Annotated in this window: 15 protein-coding genes and 1 pseudogene; 8 read left to right on the top strand and 8 right to left on the bottom strand. The window is 68.4% G+C overall.

Annotation, left to right across the window (positions count from 1 at the left end; all coding sequences use genetic code 11):
* Window position 1: 1 nt before the first annotated feature.
* Both BN118_RS03795 and BN118_RS19820 read right to left on the bottom strand, forming a co-directional pair.
* Window positions 2-727, bottom strand: a complete 726-nt coding sequence (locus BN118_RS03795; RefSeq protein WP_003813221.1) for a polysaccharide deacetylase family protein — start codon at window positions 725-727, stop codon at window positions 2-4.
* A 40-nt stretch (window positions 728-767) separates the two neighbouring features.
* Window positions 768-1,094, bottom strand: a complete 327-nt coding sequence (locus BN118_RS19820; RefSeq protein WP_135186269.1) for a hypothetical protein — start codon at window positions 1,092-1,094, stop codon at window positions 768-770.
* Between the two features lie 17 nt (window positions 1,095-1,111).
* Here BN118_RS19820 and BN118_RS03790 point away from each other — a divergent pair, with 17 nt between their 5' ends.
* Genes BN118_RS03790 through BN118_RS03775 form a run of 4 tightly spaced genes read left to right on the top strand, consistent with a single transcriptional unit; the run spans window position 1,112 to window position 3,501 of the window.
* Window positions 1,112-2,062: an IS481-like element IS481 family transposase gene (locus tag BN118_RS03790; protein ID WP_010929577.1), complete on the top strand. Its 951-nt coding sequence runs from the start codon at window positions 1,112-1,114 to the stop codon at window positions 2,060-2,062.
* A 17-nt stretch (window positions 2,063-2,079) separates the two neighbouring features.
* Complete coding sequence (locus BN118_RS03785; protein ID WP_080453630.1) at window positions 2,080-2,634, top strand: TetR/AcrR family transcriptional regulator; 555 nt, start codon at window positions 2,080-2,082, stop codon at window positions 2,632-2,634.
* A 1-nt stretch (window position 2,635) separates the two neighbouring features.
* Window positions 2,636-3,070 carry a PaaI family thioesterase gene (locus BN118_RS03780; RefSeq protein WP_003813949.1) on the top strand — a complete coding sequence of 145 codons (435 nt, stop codon included), beginning with the start codon at window positions 2,636-2,638 and terminating at the stop codon, window positions 3,068-3,070.
* Window positions 3,067-3,501 carry an NAD(P)-binding domain-containing protein gene (locus tag BN118_RS03775; protein WP_003813951.1) on the top strand — a complete coding sequence of 145 codons (435 nt, stop codon included), beginning with the start codon at window positions 3,067-3,069 and terminating at the stop codon, window positions 3,499-3,501. The genes BN118_RS03780 and BN118_RS03775 overlap by 4 nt, the downstream gene beginning before the upstream one ends.
* Here the strand turns inward: BN118_RS03775 and BN118_RS03770 are convergent.
* From BN118_RS03770 to BN118_RS03745, 6 genes and pseudogenes are all read right to left on the bottom strand, one after another.
* Complete coding sequence (locus tag BN118_RS03770) at window positions 3,485-4,288, bottom strand: phosphatase PAP2 family protein (protein ID WP_003813952.1); 804 nt, start codon at window positions 4,286-4,288, stop codon at window positions 3,485-3,487. The two genes, BN118_RS03775 and BN118_RS03770, sit on opposite strands and share 17 nt — an antisense overlap.
* A 16-nt stretch (window positions 4,289-4,304) precedes the next feature.
* Window positions 4,305-5,120: a metallophosphoesterase family protein gene (locus BN118_RS03765; protein ID WP_003813954.1), complete on the bottom strand. Its 816-nt coding sequence runs from the start codon at window positions 5,118-5,120 to the stop codon at window positions 4,305-4,307.
* Complete coding sequence (locus BN118_RS03760; RefSeq protein ID WP_014905538.1) at window positions 5,117-6,076, bottom strand: diacylglycerol/lipid kinase family protein; 960 nt, start codon at window positions 6,074-6,076, stop codon at window positions 5,117-5,119. The genes BN118_RS03765 and BN118_RS03760 overlap by 4 nt, the downstream gene beginning before the upstream one ends.
* Window positions 6,077-6,131: 55 nt before the next feature.
* Window positions 6,132-6,782: pseudogene (locus BN118_RS03755) on the bottom strand (LysR family transcriptional regulator); the annotation flags it as partial.
* Between the two features lie 27 nt (window positions 6,783-6,809).
* Window positions 6,810-8,768, bottom strand: a complete 1,959-nt coding sequence (locus tag BN118_RS03750) for a BCCT family transporter (RefSeq protein WP_003813960.1) — start codon at window positions 8,766-8,768, stop codon at window positions 6,810-6,812.
* Window positions 8,769-8,850: 82 nt separating this feature from the next.
* Complete coding sequence (locus BN118_RS03745; RefSeq protein ID WP_005013747.1) at window positions 8,851-9,801, bottom strand: IS481-like element IS481 family transposase; 951 nt, start codon at window positions 9,799-9,801, stop codon at window positions 8,851-8,853.
* A 220-nt stretch (window positions 9,802-10,021) separates the two neighbouring features.
* Between BN118_RS03745 and BN118_RS03740 the strand changes: the two genes are divergently transcribed.
* From BN118_RS03740 to BN118_RS03725, 4 genes are all read left to right on the top strand, one after another.
* A complete protein-coding gene (locus tag BN118_RS03740; RefSeq protein WP_010930032.1) occupies window positions 10,022-10,690 on the top strand; it encodes a winged helix-turn-helix transcriptional regulator in 669 nt (222 codons plus the stop codon).
* A gap of 123 nt (window positions 10,691-10,813) precedes the next feature.
* Window positions 10,814-11,920: an efflux RND transporter periplasmic adaptor subunit gene (locus tag BN118_RS03735; protein WP_014905537.1), complete on the top strand. Its 1,107-nt coding sequence runs from the start codon at window positions 10,814-10,816 to the stop codon at window positions 11,918-11,920.
* Between the two features lie 12 nt (window positions 11,921-11,932).
* Window positions 11,933-15,046: a MexW/MexI family multidrug efflux RND transporter permease subunit gene (locus BN118_RS03730; protein ID WP_014905536.1), complete on the top strand. Its 3,114-nt coding sequence runs from the start codon at window positions 11,933-11,935 to the stop codon at window positions 15,044-15,046.
* Window positions 15,043-16,506: an efflux transporter outer membrane subunit gene (locus BN118_RS03725; RefSeq protein WP_014905535.1), complete on the top strand. Its 1,464-nt coding sequence runs from the start codon at window positions 15,043-15,045 to the stop codon at window positions 16,504-16,506. The genes BN118_RS03730 and BN118_RS03725 overlap by 4 nt, the downstream gene beginning before the upstream one ends.
* Window positions 16,507-16,513 lie beyond the last annotated feature (7 nt).

Here is a 16,513-nt window from a genome sequence, read left to right as displayed (position 1 = left end):
CTTATCCGCGGCGGCGCCTGTCTTCATAGCCGGTCAGGGTTTTTTGCAGGAAGCGCAGCAAGTGGGTCGAGCGCGAAACCGTGACGCGCGGCAGGCCGTAGGGATCGTCGGCGGCCGAGGCCAGCCCGCGCACGGTCAGGGTCGCGTTGTCGTAGCCGGCCTCGCGCGCCATGGCGCGATGCTCGTCCGTGTGGTCGCCATAGGGATAGCAGAAAGCCGTCACCGGCGCGCCCAGCACCTGTTCGAGTTCGTCCTTGGACTGGCAGATCTGGCGCCGCGCTTCGTCGGCGGCCATGCGCGGCAGGTGCACGTGGTCCAGCGTGTGGGAACCGACCTCGTTGCCGGCCTGGTGCCACTCGCGCATTTCCTGTGCGTTCATGAGCGCCGAGAACGGGATGCCTTTTTCGAGATCCCACACGTTGCCGCCATCGAGCTGGTGGGCCACGAAATAGTTGGTGGCGGTAAAGCCCAGTTCGCCCAGCACGGGCATGGCGTTGCGATGCACGTTGCGGTAGCCGTCGTCGAACGTGATGCCGAATACCTTGCCGCTGCGCTCTCCGCGCACATAGGGCATCAGGTCGCGCATCGACAGGCCCCGATAGCCAAAGCGCCGCAGCCAGGTCATCTGGCGGCGGAAGCTGGCGGGATGGACCGTCAGTCCGCGATACGGCGTGCCGCGTGGCGCCGGCTCGCCGATCTGGTGGTACATGAGAATGGGGATAGGCATGATGCCGGATTATATGGGGATCGATGCCAGTGAGGCCGGCTCAAGATTCCCGCGATGCTGCCGTTAAGTCGATCAAAAATGACAGACGCGAGCGAGAGCGCCATAATATGTCAAATTGAATCAAATAACGTATAATTATAACAAAATAAGCACCTTGTAAAAAGACCGACGCCGCGACCGGCGCCGCCCCATGCAGAGACCAGCAGTCCCGGCGCGCCATCGGCGCGCGCATCGTTCGAGTCCCCGCCAGCCCGCCCCGCGCCGCGAACGCCTGCCCGATCGCTAGGTGTGAAGATTCAATAGGTTGTATGCATGGTTCATCCGAACCGGATTTGAGAAACTGGAAATCGCCGATCCCCCAGTTCACTCAAGGAGCCCGGCCGGATGAACACCCATAAGCATGCCCGATTGACCTTCCTACGTCGACTCGAAATGGTCCAGCAATTGATCGCCCATCAAGTTTGTGTGCCTGAAGCGGCCCGCGCCTATGGGGTCACCGCGCCGACTGTGCGCAAATGGCTGGGCCGCTTCCTGGCTCAGGGCCAGGCGGGCTTGGCCGATGCGTCCTCGCGCCCGACGGTCTCGCCCCGAGCGATTGCGCCGGCCAAGGCGCTGGCTATCGTGGAGCTGCGCCGCAAGCGGCTGACCCAAGCGCGCATCGCCCAGGCGCTGGGCGTGTCAGCCAGCACCGTCAGCCGCGTCCTGGCCCGCGCCGGTCTGTCGCACCTGGCCGACCTGGAGCCGGCCGAGCCGGTGGTGCGCTACGAGCATCAGGCCCCCGGCGATCTGCTGCACATCGACATCAAGAAGCTGGGACGTATCCAGCGCCCTGGCCACCGGGTCACGGGCAACCGACGCGATACCGTTGAGGGGGCCGGCTGGGACTTCGTCTTCGTGGCCATCGATGACCACGCCCGCGTGGCCTTCACCGACATCCACCCCGACGAGCGCTTCCCCAGCGCCGTCCAGTTCCTCAAGGACGCAGTGGCCTACTACCAGCGCCTGGGCGTGACCATCCAGCGCTTGCTCACCGACAATGGTTCGGCCTTTCGCAGCCGCGCCTTCGCCGCGCTGTGCCATGAGCTGGGCATCAAGCACCGCTTTACCCGACCTTACCGCCCACAGACCAATGGCAAGGCCGAACGCTTCATCCAGTCGGCCTTGCGTGAGTGGGCTTACGCTCACACCTACCAGAACTCCCAACACCGAGCCGATGCCATGAAATCCTGGCTACATCACTACAACTGGCATCGACCCCACCAAGGCATCGGGCGCGCTGTACCCATCTCCAGACTCAACCTGGACAAATACAACCTATTGACAGTTCACAGCTAGCCGCGCTGCGACGGCAATTGATCCTGGAAGCCGCCGAGCGCGTGTTCGCGCGCGATGGCCTGGAAAACACCACGATCCGCGCCATCGCCAAGGAGGCCGACTGCACGACCGGTGCGATCTATCCATGGTTCGACGGCAAGGAAGCCATCTATGGCGCCGTGCTGGAGGCGTCGCTGCAGCGTCTGCGGCAAAGCCTGGCCGACGCGCTGCGGGACGCTGTCGACGCCCAGGCCGCGCGCAGCGTGATCGTTGCCTTCTTCAATTACTACACGACGCGCCAGACCGAATTCTCGCTGGGCCTGTATCTGTTTCGCGGCCTGGGGCCGCGCGGCCTGGGGCGCGAAATGGACGACAGGCTGAACGCGCGCCTGCGCACCTGCGTGGAGCTGCTGGGCACGGGCCTGGCGCGCACCCGCCGCTGGCCGGCCGAGCGCATCGCCCTGGAAGAAATGAACACCTTCACCTATCTGATGGGTCTGCTGCTGCTGTTTCATACGCGCCGGCTCAAGTCGCTGGGCCAGCAGGCCGAATCGCTGCTGGACAGTTTCATCACCGCCCTGGAGCAGCGCTGACATGAATATCCCCGCCGCCGAACCCCGCGCGCGCATGACGCTGGCCGAGTTCCACCGGCTGCTGGCCGACCAGCATCCCTTCGCCCAGGTGCTGGGCATCGACGTGGTCGATATCGGCCATGGCACGGCGCGGGCCGTGCTGCCGGCGCGCGATACCCATCAGCGCCTGGGCGGCATCGTGGCCGGCCCCATGCTGATGGGCCTGGCCGACCTGACGATGTATGCGGCCGTGGTCGGCGCCACCGGGCAGGCCGGCGCCGTGACCGCCAACCTGACGATCCACTTCCTGCGCAAGACGTCCGGCGCCGCCGTGATCGCCGATGCGCGGGTCCTGAAGACGGGCCGGCTGGCCATGGCCGAGGCCATCCTGCGCTGCGATGGCGCGGACGAGCCGGTCGCGCATGTCGTCAGCGCCTGGGCCGTACCGGCGCCATGACGCGCGAGATCACCATCATCGGGTTGGGGGCCACCGGCAGCCAGGCGGCCCATGCGCTGCTGCACGCCGCCCCGGATGTCTCGTTGACGCTCTATGACCGCCAGCCGCTGCGCTGCGAACCATTTCGCGGCCAGGCCACGCTGGCCGCCAGCGCCGCCGAGGCATTGCGCGAGTCGGCCGTGATCGTGCTGGCGCTTACCGATGAACGGGAAATCGACCGCACCCTGGAGCGGTTCAGCGACGGCAAGGTGGGCGTGGACCTGCAGGGCAAGCGGGTACTGGACCTGTGCCCGAGCCCGCCGGACTGGGTCCGGGCGCTGGGCGCCGCGGTCTCGGAAGCGGGCGCGGACTACCGCCACGCCGACCCGCGCGAGGTGGCCGGCGAGCGCGCCGGACCGCAAGCGCTGCTGCGGCTCATGCTCGCGCGTTGACGCGCAGCGCCCATTCGGTGACGGCCACGCACAGGGCCAGCCAGGCGGCGGTAATGGCGAACCCCGCCACCACATCGCTCAGGAAGTGCACCTGCAGCAGCACGCGGCTGACCCCGATCGCGACGATCAGGGCCGCCACGCCGGCCAACGCGGACGAACGCCAGCGCGCCGGCAAGGTGCGCAACATCAGGTAGCAGGCAATGCCATAGACGGCCATGGAGGCGGAGGCATGCCCGCTCGGGAAGCTCCAGCCGTCGGCCAGCGTGTAGCCGTGGAGATGGTCCGGGCGCACCCGCTGGAACGCGCGCTTGAGCAGCCAGTTCAGCGCGCCCGCGCCCCCCGTCGCGGCCACGCAGGCGCCGGCCAGCACCCAGCGCCGCCGCCACAGCAGCGTCAGCGTCATGCCCACCGCCACCAGGGTCAGCAAGGTTCGATCGCCCAGATGCGTGAACCAGGACAGCACCCACAGCAACGCGGCCGGCATGGACAGCCCCAGCGCGCGCGCCAGCGCCTGGTCGAACGCGACCATGCCGCCCTGGTGCTCGACCGAGGCGGCCAGCGCGCCGAACACCCCCACCGCCACCAGCGCCAGCACGGCGAAGACCATGGTGCGGCGGCGGCCCGCGGGCAGGCCGGCGACCAGTTGCCACAGCAACAGCGCGCCTGCCGCGGCCAGGACCGGCGCGGCGACGAAGATGATGATGGGGTGGGCAGCAATCCAGACTGCGTAGGATTCCATGGGGTCAATAGACGAAACGTCGGCCAAAAGGTTCACGAACAGCGGCATCGCGCCGCGGCGCGCGTCATCCGCGCGCGCGATTCAGGGCCAGCACCTGCTGCCCGAAGAGGACGAACGCGCCGCTGTCCGTCTGGAAATCCCAGCGCTGCACCGTACAGGCCGGGCTGTCGGCTTGCGCCGCGTAATCGATCAGGTTGACGGAGTTGGGCACCCTGCCCCGCACGCGCCGCGAAACCGCCGTGCCCGCCTGCACCGTCCAGGCGCGCCGGCCGGCTTCGCCGGCCTTGCCATGCAGCGGCGCCACGTACGGCAAATGTATATGCCCGCCCAGTATCAGGTCGACACCCGCGTCGACCCAGGCAGGCACGGCGAACTCGCGCCCGATGAGCAGATTGCGCTGGTCGCTCTCGACCATGGCGTGCACCGGGTGATGCAGCGCCACCACCCGCAGCTGGCCGGGACGCGCGTCACGCAGGCGCTGCGCCACCCGCTGCGCCTGCGTACGCGACACCTCGCCGTTCTTGCGACGCGCCGCGCGCGTGCTGTTGACGCCGATGGCCAGCAGGCGGTCGTCCTCGTAGACGGGCTCGAGCACCGCGCCCAGGGCGCGCCGGTAATTGCCATAGGGATCGAACAGGCGCGCGGCCAGGTTGAACAGCGGAATGTCGTGGTTGCCCGGCACCGCCAGCACCGGCCGCTGCAGGGCCTGGATGAAGCGCCGCGCCGCGGCGAACTGGCCGCGCCGGGCCCGCTGTGTGATGTCGCCGCCCAATACCACCAGGTCGGGGCGCAGCGTATCGGCCAGCGCATGCAAGGCATGCACCACCGGCTCGCGCTCGGTGCCGAAGTGGGTATCCGAAATATGCAGCACGCGCATCATGCCGCCTCCAGCCGCTGGCCAGGCGACGGCACCAGCAGGCGCAGCGGCTCGGGCGAGACCTGGAATTGCAGTGGCGTCGGCAACCAGGAGATTTCGCCATCCATGGCCACCTTGACGCGCCGCCGCCCGCGCACGCGGACGGTCAGGCGATCAAAGCCGAAGCTGACGACCTTGTCGGCCTCGCCCAGGCGGCTGAACAAGCCGCTGAGCAGCAGGCCGTAAAGCGCCAGGGTGCCCACCGGGCGCACCGACATCGCGACCAATTGCCCCTGCTGCAGCGCCGCCGCCTCGGCGATGCCCAGGCGCTCGAGCTGCAGCGCGTTGTTGCCCACCACCAGCGTGGGCGTGCGCAGCGTGCGCGCCTGGCCGCCATGCTCCAGTTGCAGCGTCAGTTGCGGCGGCGCCCGCAGCAGGGTCACCAGGCCCGACCACAGCGCCACCATGCGGCTGCGCCCATAGCGCTGCTTGTACGCCTCGCGGTCTTCCAGCAATTGCGGGTACAGGCCGAGGCTGGCGTTCACCAGGAACAGGCGGTCGTTGAGCAAGCCGACCTGCACGGGCTCGATGCGGGCGTCGAACAGGCAGCGGGTCGCGGCGTGCGCATCCTGCGGGATGCCGTGCGCGCGCCCGAAGAAATTGAAGGTGCCTTGCGGCAGGATGCCGAACGGCACGCCCGAGCCCAGTACGGCGCGCGCCACGGCATTGAGCGTACCGTCGCCGCCGGCGGCCACGACGATGCCCCCTTCGGCGCACGCGCGTTCGACAGCCTGGCGCGCCACGCCCGGCAGCGCCGTGGCGTCGCTGACCGGCATCAGCGTGTGCGCGCGCGAGGCGGCTTGCAGCACATGCACGATGGCGGCCTGCGCGGCGGGCGCGTCATCGCGTCCGGAGCCGGTGTTCAAGACGATGAAAAGGGGCTCGCGCCCGCTCAGGCCGCCGCGTAGGGGTTGGGTCATGCGATCAAAGATAGCGCAGGCGCGGCGTGCCCCGCAAGGCGCGCTCAGGGCAGCCGGCAAGGCGCGGACCGGCCGGCGCGCCGCCGGCCAGCCAGGGATCGAGCAGGCGCGTGGTGCCCGCCCCGTCGGGCAGCGAAACCAGCGCGGTGCCGGCCAGCAGTTGCGGCGTCAGGCTTTGGGCCGCCCCGGCCACCGACGGCGCGGCCACCCACGCGAAATGCGCCTGCCCCACCGGCGCGGACGCGATGGCGCTGTGCGAGGAGGCGCCGGCCACGACGGCGAAATCGAGCTCGCCTTCGGCAACCTTGCGCTTGAGCACCTGGCCGACATCCACATAGGGTTCGAGCGCCAGCCCCGGATAGCGGCCGCGCACGCGTCCGATCAGCCTGGGCAGCCAGGTGAGCGCGCTGAGTTCGCCCACGCCGAAACGGCAGCGCACGCCCAGCTCGGGCTCGGCGCGCAGGCTGGCGCGGATGCGATCGGCGCTGGCGAGCAAGTCGCGCGCCTGCGGCAGCAGCCGTTCGCCGGCGGCCGTCAGGACCGCGCGATGGCCGCTGCGGTCGAACAGGTCCAGGCCCAGCGCCGACTCGAGTTCGGCGATCCGCTTGGACAGCGACGACAGCGACAGGTGCAGGCGATCGGCCGCCACCGCGAAACTGGCGCAGGTGGCGGCCCAGTAGAAGGCTTCGAGTTGCTTGAGCGTCATGCGGCGATTGTAGGAGCCGCGCGGGCGTCAATGCACCACGTGCAGATAGTGGCGGTGGCGCTCGTACTGGTCGAGGATGTCGCCGATCACCTCGTCACGCGTCCAACCCATGATGTCGTAGTCCTGTCCCCCCTCGCGCAAGTGCACTTCGGCGCGGAAGTAGCGGCGCTCCTCTTCGTCGTTGGCCTCCTGGGGCGTCAGGCTGGGGCGCACCTCGGAGCGCGGGTAGACGGCATAGGAGAAGTCCAGGTAGACGCCATGCGACACCTCCAGCCTGACCTCGCCCTCCTCGCCATCGACCACCTGGGCCTCGTAGGCCTCCTTGCGCAAGGCTTCGGCCACGTCGTCCATGGCGGGACGCACCACGTCCGAAATGAAGCGCAGCACATGCGCGCGGCGCGGCATCATCACGATGTTGCGCAGGCGGTGCTCCCAGTTCTGGCCGCGCACCGGCTGGGTGCGCGTGATGGTGCGATGAAGCAGGCTGCGCTTGGTGGCGTCCAGCCTGAGCGCCTTGAACAACCCCCACAAGGCCAGCAGCAGAATGATCGAAAACGGCAGCGCGCTGGCGATGGTGGCCGTCTGCAGCGCCTGCAGGCCGTCGGCCAGCAGCAGCGCGATGGCGACCACGCCCATCAGGGTGGACCAGAAGATGCGCTGCCAGACCGGCGTGCTCTCGGCGCCGCCTGACGCCAGCTGGTCCACCACCAGCGCGCCCGAATCGGCCGAGGTCACGAAGAACACCACCACCATCACGATCGCCACGACGGACGTCACGCTTCCCCAGGGCAGGTGCTCCAGGAAGGCGAACAAGGCCAGCGAACTGTCGGCCTTGACGGTCTCGGCGAGGCTGCCCATGCCTTCGACCAGGATGGCGTGGATGGCGGCATCGCCGAACACCGTCATCCAGAACAGGGTGAAACCGGCGGGAACCAGCAATACCCCGCCCACGAACTGGCGGATGGTGCGCCCGCGCGAGATCCGCGCGATGAACAGGCCCACGAAGGGCGACCACGCAATCCACCAGCCCCAGTAGAACAAGGTCCAGCCGCCGATCCAGTCGGTCGGCTCATAGGCATAGAGGTTGAAGGTCTTGTTGACGATATCCGAGAGGTACGCGCCGGTATTCTGCACGAAGGTCTGCAGCAGGAACACCGTGGGCCCCAGCACCAGCACGAACAGCAGCAGCACCACCGCCAGCAGCAGATTGGTCTCCGACAGGATGCGGATGCCCCGGTCCAGCCCGCTGGCCACCGAAATCGTGGCCAGCCCGCAGCTGATGACGATGAGAATGATCTGCGTCGGTATGCCGACCGGCACGCCGAACAGGTGGTTCAGGCCGCTGTTGATCTGCGCCACCCCCAGGCCCAGCGACGTCGCCACGCCGAACACCGTGCCGATGATGGCGAAGATGTCGACGGCATGGCCGATCGGGCCGTAGATGCGCTCGCCGATCAGGGGATAGAGGGCCGAGCGCAGGGTCAGCGGCAGGCCATGGCGAAAACAGAAGAAGGCCAGGACCAGCGCCACGCTGGCATAGATGGCCCAGGCGTGCAGGCCCCAGTGGAAGAAAGTGATCTTCATGGCCTCGCGCGCCGCCAGCGCGGTGCCGCCCTCGCCCACCGGAGGATCGATGAAGTGCATGACCGGCTCGGCCACGCCGAAGAACATCAGGCCGATCCCCATGCCGGTCGAGAACAGCATGGCGAACCAGGTGATATCGCGGTAGTCGGGCTCGCTGTGGTCCGGCCCCAGCTTGATATTGCCGTAGCGGCTGACCGCCACGAAGATGACCGCCAGCAGGATGATGGCCACGGTCAGGATGTAGAACCAGCTGGCGTTGCCCAGGATCCAGGCCTGGATCACGTTGAAGAAGTCCTGGGCGGTGGCCGGAGCGGCGATCGTGAAGACGACCAGCAGCAGGATGAACAGCGCCGAGGTCAGGAACACCGGCTTGTTGATGGTCGGCTTGAGTTCGTTTTGCATGCGCGCGCCTCTGGTCGATGGTCATCGGCTGCCCTCGCAGCCCCGTACCGGCCCTATTACTAACACACGGCACCGGACCTGCCTAGGTGTGAACTGTCAATAGGTTGTATTCGTCCAGGTTGAGTCTGGAGATGGGTACAGCGCGCCCGATGCCTTGGTGGGGTCGATGCCAGTTGTAGTGGTGTAGCCAGGATTTCATGGCATCGGCTCGGTGTTGGGAGTTCTGGTAGGTGTGAGCGTAAGCCCACTCACGCAAGGCCGACTGGATGAAGCGTTCGGCCTTGCCATTGGTCTGTGGGCGGTAAGGTCGGGTAAAGCGGTGCTTGATGCCCAGCTCATGGCACAGCGCGGCGAAGGCGCGGCTGCGAAAGGCCGAGCCATTGTCGGTGAGCAAGCGCTGGATGGTCACGCCCAGGCGCTGGTAGTAGGCCACTGCGTCCTTGAGGAACTGGACGGCGCTGGGGAAGCGCTCGTCGGGGTGGATGTCGGTGAAGGCCACGCGGGCGTGGTCATCGATGGCCACGAAGACGAAGTCCCAGCCGGCCCCCTCAACGGTATCGCGTCGGTTGCCCGTGACCCGGTGGCCAGGGCGCTGGATACGTCCCAGCTTCTTGATGTCGATGTGCAGCAGATCGCCGGGGGCCTGATGCTCGTAGCGCACCACCGGCTCGGCCGGCTCCAGGTCGGCCAGGTGCGACAGACCGGCGCGGGCCAGGACGCGGCTGACGGTGCTGGCTGACACGCCCAGCGCCTGGGCGATGCGCGCTTGGGTCAGCCGCTTGCGGCGCAGCTCCACGATAGCCAGCGCCTTGGCCGGCGCAATCGCTCGGGGCGAGACCGTCGGGCGCGAGGACGCATCGGCCAAGCCCGCCTGGCCCTGAGCCAGGAAGCGGCCCAGCCATTTGCGCACAGTCGGCGCGGTGACCCCATAGGCGCGGGCCGCTTCAGGCACACAAACTTGATGGGCGATCAATTGCTGGACCATTTCGAGTCGACGTAGGAAGGTCAATCGGGCATGCTTATGGGTGTTCATCCGGCCGGGCTCCTTGAGTGAACTGGGGGATCGGCGATTTCCAGTTTCTCAAATCCGGTTCGGATGAACCATGCATACAACCTATTGAATCTTCACACCTAGGTGTGGCGCCGCCTCGCGCGCCGGACTGGTAATATCGGCGCAATACTCCTGATAGCGGAGTCAATGGTCCTATTTTGGAACCGCATACTGGCGGGCAGGCAAGCCCGGCGGCACAGGCATGGCAGGCAAACGAAGCTATGAAGATGGGTGCGCGGGCGCCCATGCGCTGGATCTGGTCGGCGAGCGCTGGGCGCTGCTGGTCGTGCGCGAGCTGTTGCTCGGCCCCAAGCGCTTTACCGACCTGCGCAAGGGATTGCCAGGCATCAGCCCCAATGTACTGACGCAGCGCCTGACCGAGCTGGAGGCCGTCGCGGTGCTGCGCCGCCGCAAGCTGGACCCGCCGGCAGGCGCCTGGGTCTACGAACTGACGGACTGGGGCCGCGAGCTGGAGCCGGTCATCCTCCAGCTGGGCAAATGGGGCGCTCGCTCGCCGGCCCTGCCGCGCGAGGCCGGGCTGAGCGTGGACTCGCTGGTGCTGTCGTTTCGCGCCATGTTCGACCCGCGCGCGGCCGCCCGCCTGACCGCCACCTACGAACTGGTGCTGAACGGCCAGCATTTCTGGGCCCGGGTGGAAAACGGCCAGATCGCCCTGCTGCGCGGCCGGCCGCCGGCGCGGCCCGATGCGACCATCGAAGCCTCCCCCAACGCGCTGGCGGCGCTGGTGTACGACGATGGCGACCTCGATGCCGCCGTTGCGGCCGAGCAACTACGCTACAGCGGCCCGCGCGCGGGCATTGCGCGCTTTCTCGGCTTGTTCACGCTGCCGGAACCCGCCGCGCAAGACTGAATCTCCCCCAAAACCCAATCCCGCAATAACCCCACAAGGTCTGTCGGATTATCTTTAATTTCTTGACGGTAATCTCGCTTTGACTAATTATCCAAGAATATTCTTTGATAATTAGGTTGCGTCATGAAAAGCAAGAAAGGGACGCTGGCGGCCGGCATCGTGGCCGCCGTGGCAATAGCGGGAGGTGCGTGGCTGTACCTGCGTGACGCGGGCTCGGCGCCGGCCTGGACGATGGCTCCCGTCAAGGTCGCGGCCGCCCCCGCGGCGCTGGGACCGCTGCCGGTCACGCTGGCCGGCATCGGCACGCTGCAGGCCAGCCGCCAGGTGGTCATTCCCGCCGAAGTGGACGGGCGCATCGCGCGGATCGCCTTCGAGTCGGGCCAGGCAGTGCGGGCCGGCCAGGTGCTGGCGCAATTGAACGATGCCCCCGAACAGGGCGACCTGGCCCGCCTGCAGGCGCAACTGCGCAACGCGCGCAGCGTGCTGGAACGTACGCGCCGCCTGGTGCCGCAGCAGGCGGCCACCGCCGAGCAGCTGGACCAGGCCCGCGCCGCCTACGACCAGGCTGCCGGCGAGGTGCGCCGGGTGCAGGCCCTGGTCGAGCAGAAGCAGGTCAAGGCGCCTTTCGACGGCGTGCTGGGGGTGCGCCGGGTCGACCTGGGCCAATTCGTGCGCGCCGGCGAACCGGTCGTGTCGCTGACCGACGCGCGCACCATGTACGCGGACATCACGCTGCCGGAACAGGCGCTGCGCGACATCAGGACCGGCCAGGCCGTCAGCGTCGGCGTGGATGCGTATCCGGGCCGGGCATTCGACGGCGTGGTCAGCACCATAGAACCGCAGGTGTCGGCACAGGCCCGCACCCTGCTGGTGCGCGCCACCCTGCCCAATCCCGACGGCGTGCTGGCGCCCGGGATGTACGTGAATGCCCGCGTGGCGCTGCCCGAACGCCCCGGCGTCATCACCGTGCCGGAAACCGCGGTGAGCTACAGCGCCTACGGCGACTCGGTCTACGTCGTGGACGACACCGTCCGGCCCGCGACGGTGCGGCAAGTGTTCCTCAAGACCGCCGAGCGGGTGGACAGCCGCATCGTGGTGACCGAGGGGCTGCAGGCCGGACAGCGGGTCGTGACCTCGGGCCAGCTGCGGCTGCACAACGGCGCGGCGGTCGAGGTCTTCGGCCAGGACACGCTGGCCGCCGGCGGCGGCACGGCGCTGGCCAGCCATTGATCGGGGCCGACCATGACATTCACCGACCTGTTCGTGCGCCGCCCGGTGCTGGCCCTGGTGGTCAGCACCCTGATCCTGCTGCTGGGCCTGCGCGCCACCGGCGAGCTGCCGGTGCGCCAATACCCGCTGACCGAAAACACCACCATCACCATCACCACCCAGTACCCGGGCGCCTCGCCCGAGCTGATGCAAGGCTTCGTGACCCAGCCCATCGCGCAAGCGGTGGCGACGGTCGAGAACATCGACTATCTCTCGTCCTCGTCCACCCAGGGGCGCAGCCTGATCACCGTGCGCATGAAGCTGAACGCCGATTCCAACAAGGCGCTCACCGAGATCATGGCCAAGGTCAACCAGGTCAAGTACCGGCTGCCGCAGGAGATCTACGACCCGGTATTGGCCAAGTCCTCGGGCGAGGCCACGTCGGTGGCCTACGTGGGCTTTTCCAGCAAGACCATGCCGATTCCCGCGCTGACCGACTACCTGCAGCGCGTGGTGCTGCCGCAGCTCTCGTCCATCGACGGCGTGGCCAGCGTGGACCTGTACGGCGGCCAGACCCTGGCGATGCGCGTCTGGCTCGATCCGGCCCGCATGGCCGCGCGCGGCATCTCGGCGGGCGAGATCGCGCAGGCGCTGCGCGACAACAACGTGCAGGCCGCGCCCGGCCAGACCAAGGGGCTGTACGTGGTATCCAACATCCAGGTCAACACGGACCTGAACAGCCTGACCGATTTCCGCGACATGGTGGTGCGCCAGGTCGACGGCGCCATCGTGCGGCTGGGCGACGTGGGCACGGTGGAGCTGGGCGCCGCCTCGTACGACTCCAGCGCCCGCATGGACGGCGAGAAGGCCGTCTACTTCGGCCTGAACGCCACGCCGGTCGGCAACCCCCTGACCATCGTCGAACGCATCAACGCCCTGCTGCCGGGCATCAAGCAGAACCTGCCGCCTGGCGTCGAAGTGCAGGTTCCGTTCGAGCTGGCGCGCTTCATCAACGCCTCGATCGACGAAGTGCGCAATACGCTGCTCGAGGCGGTCCTCATCGTGGTGGCGGTGATCTTCCTGTGCCTGGGTTCGCTGCGCGCGGTGCTGGTTCCGGTGGTGACGATTCCGCTGTCCATGCTGGGCGCGGCTGCCATCATGCTGTCCCTGGGCTTCTCCATCAACCTGTTGACGCTGCTGGCGATGGTGCTGGCCATCGGGCTGGTGGTCGACGACGCCATCGTGGTGGTGGAGAACGTGCACCGCCATATCGAGGAAGGCAAGTCGCCGGTGCACGCCGCCCTGGTCGGCGCGCGCGAGGTGGCCGGGCCGGTGATCGCCATGACCCTCACCCTGGCCGCCGTGTACGCGCCCATCGGCCTGATGGGCGGGCTGACCGGCTCGCTGTTCAAGGAGTTCGCCTTCACGCTGGCCGCGGCCGTGGGCGTGTCGGGCGTGATCGCCCTGACCCTTTCGCCCGTGATGAGTTCGTTCCTGCTGAACAGCCGTGTCTCCGAAGGCTGGATGGCGCGCAAGGCCGAGCACTTCTTCCAGCGCCTGGGCGACGCCTATGGGCGCGTGCTCGACGTCTCGCTGCGCCACCGCTGGGTGACCGGCCTGATCGCCGTCGTGGTGCTGGCGAACCTGCCGGTGCTGTACGGCAGCGCGCAGCGCGAGCTGGCGCCCGCGGAAGACCAGGCCATGATCCTGACCGCCGCCAAGTCACCCCAGCACGCCAATATCGACTACGTCGAGAAGTTCGGCCAGAAGTGGGACACCGTCATGCAGGAGATTCCCGAGCAGAACGGCCGCTGGCTCATCAACGGCTCGGACGGCGTGGCCAACAGCATCGGCGGGGTGAACCTGGTCACCTGGCAGGCGCGCAAACGCTCGGCCGACGAGATCCAGGGCGATCTGCAGAACCGCGTCAACGCGATCGAGGGCAGCAACACCTTCGCATTCCAGCTGCCGTCGCTGCCCGGTTCGACCGGCGGCCTGCCGGTGCAGATGGTGCTGATGAGCGCGGCCGACTACCGCGTGGTCTACGACGCCATGGAAACCTTGAAACACGCCGCGCGCGCAAGCGGCCTGTTCATGGTGGTCGACAGCGACCTGGACTACAACAATCCGGTGGTACGGGTGGACATCGACCGCGCCAAGGCCAACAGCCTGGGCGTCACCATGAAGGCCATCGGCGATACGCTGGCCGTGCTGGTGGGCGAGAACTACGTCAACCGCTTCGGCATGGACGGACGCTCGTACGACGTGATACCGCAAAGCCCGCGCGGCATGCGCCTGACGCCGCAGTCGCTGGGCCAGTTCTATGTCAAGAGCGCCAGCGGCGCGCAGGTGCCGCTGGCCACGCTGGTGAAGATCTCGATGGGCGTCGAACCCAACCGGCTGACCCAGTTCGACCAGCTGAATTCCGCCACGTTCCAGGCCATTCCCATGCCCGGCGTGACCATGGGCGACGCGATGCAGTTCCTTACCGAACAGGCGCGCCTGCTGCCGCCCGGCTTCAGCCATGACTGGCAGTCCGATGCGCGCCAGTACAGCCAGGAAGGCTCGGCGCTGGTGGTGACGTTCCTGTTCGCCATCATCGTCATCTATCTGGTCCTGGCCGCCCAGTACGAAAGCCTGCGCGACCCGCTGATCATCCTGGTCAGCGTGCCGATGTCGATCTGCGGCGCGCTCATTCCGCTGGCGCTCGGCATGGCCACCATCAACATCTATACCCAGATCGGCCTGGTGACCCTGATCGGCCTGATCAGCAAGCACGGCATCCTGATGGTGGAGTTCGCCAACGAGATGCAGGCGCATGCCGGACTGGACCGCCGCGCCGCCATGGAGCGGGCCGCGCGTATCCGGCTGCGCCCCATCCTGATGACGACGGCCGCCATGGTGGTGGGCCTGGTGCCGCTGCTGTTCGCCAGCGGCGCCGGCGCGCACAGCCGCTTCAGCCTCGGCCTGGTGATCGTGGTGGGCATGCTGGTGGGCACCCTGTTCACCCTGTTCGTGCTGCCCACCATGTACACCCTGCTGGCGCGCGACCACCGCGCCGCCGGCCAATCCGCGCGCGCCCGCGAACTGGCGCGGCTGGACGCCCAGGCGGGCGCCGCCTCCCCCGCACACGAGACCGCATCATGACGCATCCCGTCCCGACGACCTTTGCACGTACCGCCGGCGCGCTGCTTGCCGCGCTGGCGCTGGCCGGCTGCGCCGTGGGGCCGCAGTACCAGGCGCCCACGCCCGCGCCGGTGAAGCTGGCCAGCCCCGAACAGGCGCTGTTCTCGGCCGACCGGTTGCAACGCGAATGGTGGCGCCAGTTGCAGGATGCCCGGCTGGACGCGTTGATCGGCCTGGCGCTGGCGCGCAACCTCGATATCCGCCAGGCGCAGGCGCGCCTGCGCGAAGCGCGCGCCGCGCTCGACGAAAAGGAACTGGACCGCTGGCCGACCGTGACCGCGGCCGGCGGCTACACGCGCAGCCTGTCGCAGATCAACCCCGGCCCCGACCAGCGCAACCTCGCGCAAAGCTACCGCGCGGGCTTCGACGCGACCTGGGAAATCGATTTGTTCGGCCGCCTGCAGCGACGGGCCGAGGCCGCGGCCGCGCGCGACCAGGCCGCCGCCGCCGACCTGGCCCAGACGCGCCTGGTGGTGGTGGCCGAGCTGGCACGCAACTATTTCGAGATGCGCGGCGCCGAGCAACGGCTGGCCGTGGCGCGCGCCAACCTCGCCACCCAGCAGGAGACGCTGCGCGTCACCGCGGCGCTGGTGGAAACCGGCCGCGGCTATGCCGGCGACCTGGCCAGCGCACGGGCCGAGCTGGCCGGCACGCGGGCGCTGCTCGCGCCGCTGGAGACGCAACGGCGCCTGGCCCAGTACCACATCGCCGTCCTGGCGGCCATGCGGCCGGCCGAGCTGGGCGAGCTGCGGCAGGAGCAGCCGCTGGCGCCGCTGGCCGCGCAATTGCCCATCGGCGACGTGGCCATGCTGCTGCAACGCCGCCCCGACGTGCGCGCCGCCGAGCGCCTGCTGGCCGCCACCAACGCCGACGTCGGCGCCATCACCGCCGAACTGTATCCGCGCATCGACCTGGGCGGGTTCCTCGGTTTCATTGCCTTGCGCGGCGGCGACCTGGGCCAGGCCAGCAGCAAGGCCTTCGCGCTGGCGCCGACGATCAGCTGGCCGGCGTTGCACCTGGGCAGCGTCCAGGCGCAGCTGCGCGCGGGCCAGGCCCGGCACGACGCGGCGCGGGCGCGCTACGAACAGGTGGCGCTGCAGGCCATCGAGGAAGTGGAAGGCGCGTTGACGCGCTATGGACAGAACCAGCAGCGGCTGCGCGACCTGCTTGACAGCGCCACGCAGAGCCAGCGCACCGCCGACCTGGCGCAAACGCGCTATCGTGAAGGGGCCGCGCCGTATTTGACGGTGCTGGACGCGCAGCGTACTCTTTTGCGCGCACAGGATGCCGTGGCGCAATCCGAGTCGGAGTCCTATACCAGCCTGGTCGCGCTCTACAAGGCCCTGGGCGGAGGCTGGAATACCGACGCCGCCGCGCCCGCCCGTTCCGCCCGCACCGCCGCCCTGCCGGCCAGCCCCTGAGACGCCC

Source organism: Bordetella pertussis 18323 (assembly GCF_000306945.1).
GTDB lineage: Bacteria > Pseudomonadota > Gammaproteobacteria > Burkholderiales > Burkholderiaceae_B > Bordetella > Bordetella pertussis.
The sequence above is the reverse complement of the archived record's forward strand: the minus strand, read 5'-3'. Positions and strand labels throughout refer to the sequence as shown.

Excerpts from the sequence above, each read along its gene's own strand:
- BN118_RS03795 (WP_003813221.1), bottom strand. The coding sequence starts at position 727 with ATGCCTATCCCCATTCTCATGTACCACCAGATCGGCGAGCCGGCGCCA.
- BN118_RS03790 (WP_010929577.1), top strand. The coding sequence starts at position 1,112 with ATGAACACCCATAAGCATGCCCGATTGACCTTCCTACGTCGACTCGAA.
- BN118_RS03780 (WP_003813949.1), top strand. The coding sequence starts at position 2,636 with ATGAATATCCCCGCCGCCGAACCCCGCGCGCGCATGACGCTGGCCGAG.
- BN118_RS03775 (WP_003813951.1), top strand. The coding sequence starts at position 3,067 with ATGACGCGCGAGATCACCATCATCGGGTTGGGGGCCACCGGCAGCCAG.
- BN118_RS03770 (WP_003813952.1), bottom strand. The coding sequence starts at position 4,288 with ATGCCGCTGTTCGTGAACCTTTTGGCCGACGTTTCGTCTATTGACCCC.
- BN118_RS03765 (WP_003813954.1), bottom strand. The coding sequence starts at position 5,120 with ATGATGCGCGTGCTGCATATTTCGGATACCCACTTCGGCACCGAGCGC.
- BN118_RS03760 (WP_014905538.1), bottom strand. The coding sequence starts at position 6,076 with ATGACCCAACCCCTACGCGGCGGCCTGAGCGGGCGCGAGCCCCTTTTC.
- BN118_RS03750 (WP_003813960.1), bottom strand. The coding sequence starts at position 8,768 with ATGCAAAACGAACTCAAGCCGACCATCAACAAGCCGGTGTTCCTGACC.
- BN118_RS03745 (WP_005013747.1), bottom strand. The coding sequence starts at position 9,801 with ATGAACACCCATAAGCATGCCCGATTGACCTTCCTACGTCGACTCGAA.
- BN118_RS03740 (WP_010930032.1), top strand. The coding sequence starts at position 10,022 with ATGGCAGGCAAACGAAGCTATGAAGATGGGTGCGCGGGCGCCCATGCG.
- BN118_RS03735 (WP_014905537.1), top strand. The coding sequence starts at position 10,814 with ATGAAAAGCAAGAAAGGGACGCTGGCGGCCGGCATCGTGGCCGCCGTG.
- BN118_RS03730 (WP_014905536.1), top strand. The coding sequence starts at position 11,933 with ATGACATTCACCGACCTGTTCGTGCGCCGCCCGGTGCTGGCCCTGGTG.
- BN118_RS03725 (WP_014905535.1), top strand. The coding sequence starts at position 15,043 with ATGACGCATCCCGTCCCGACGACCTTTGCACGTACCGCCGGCGCGCTG.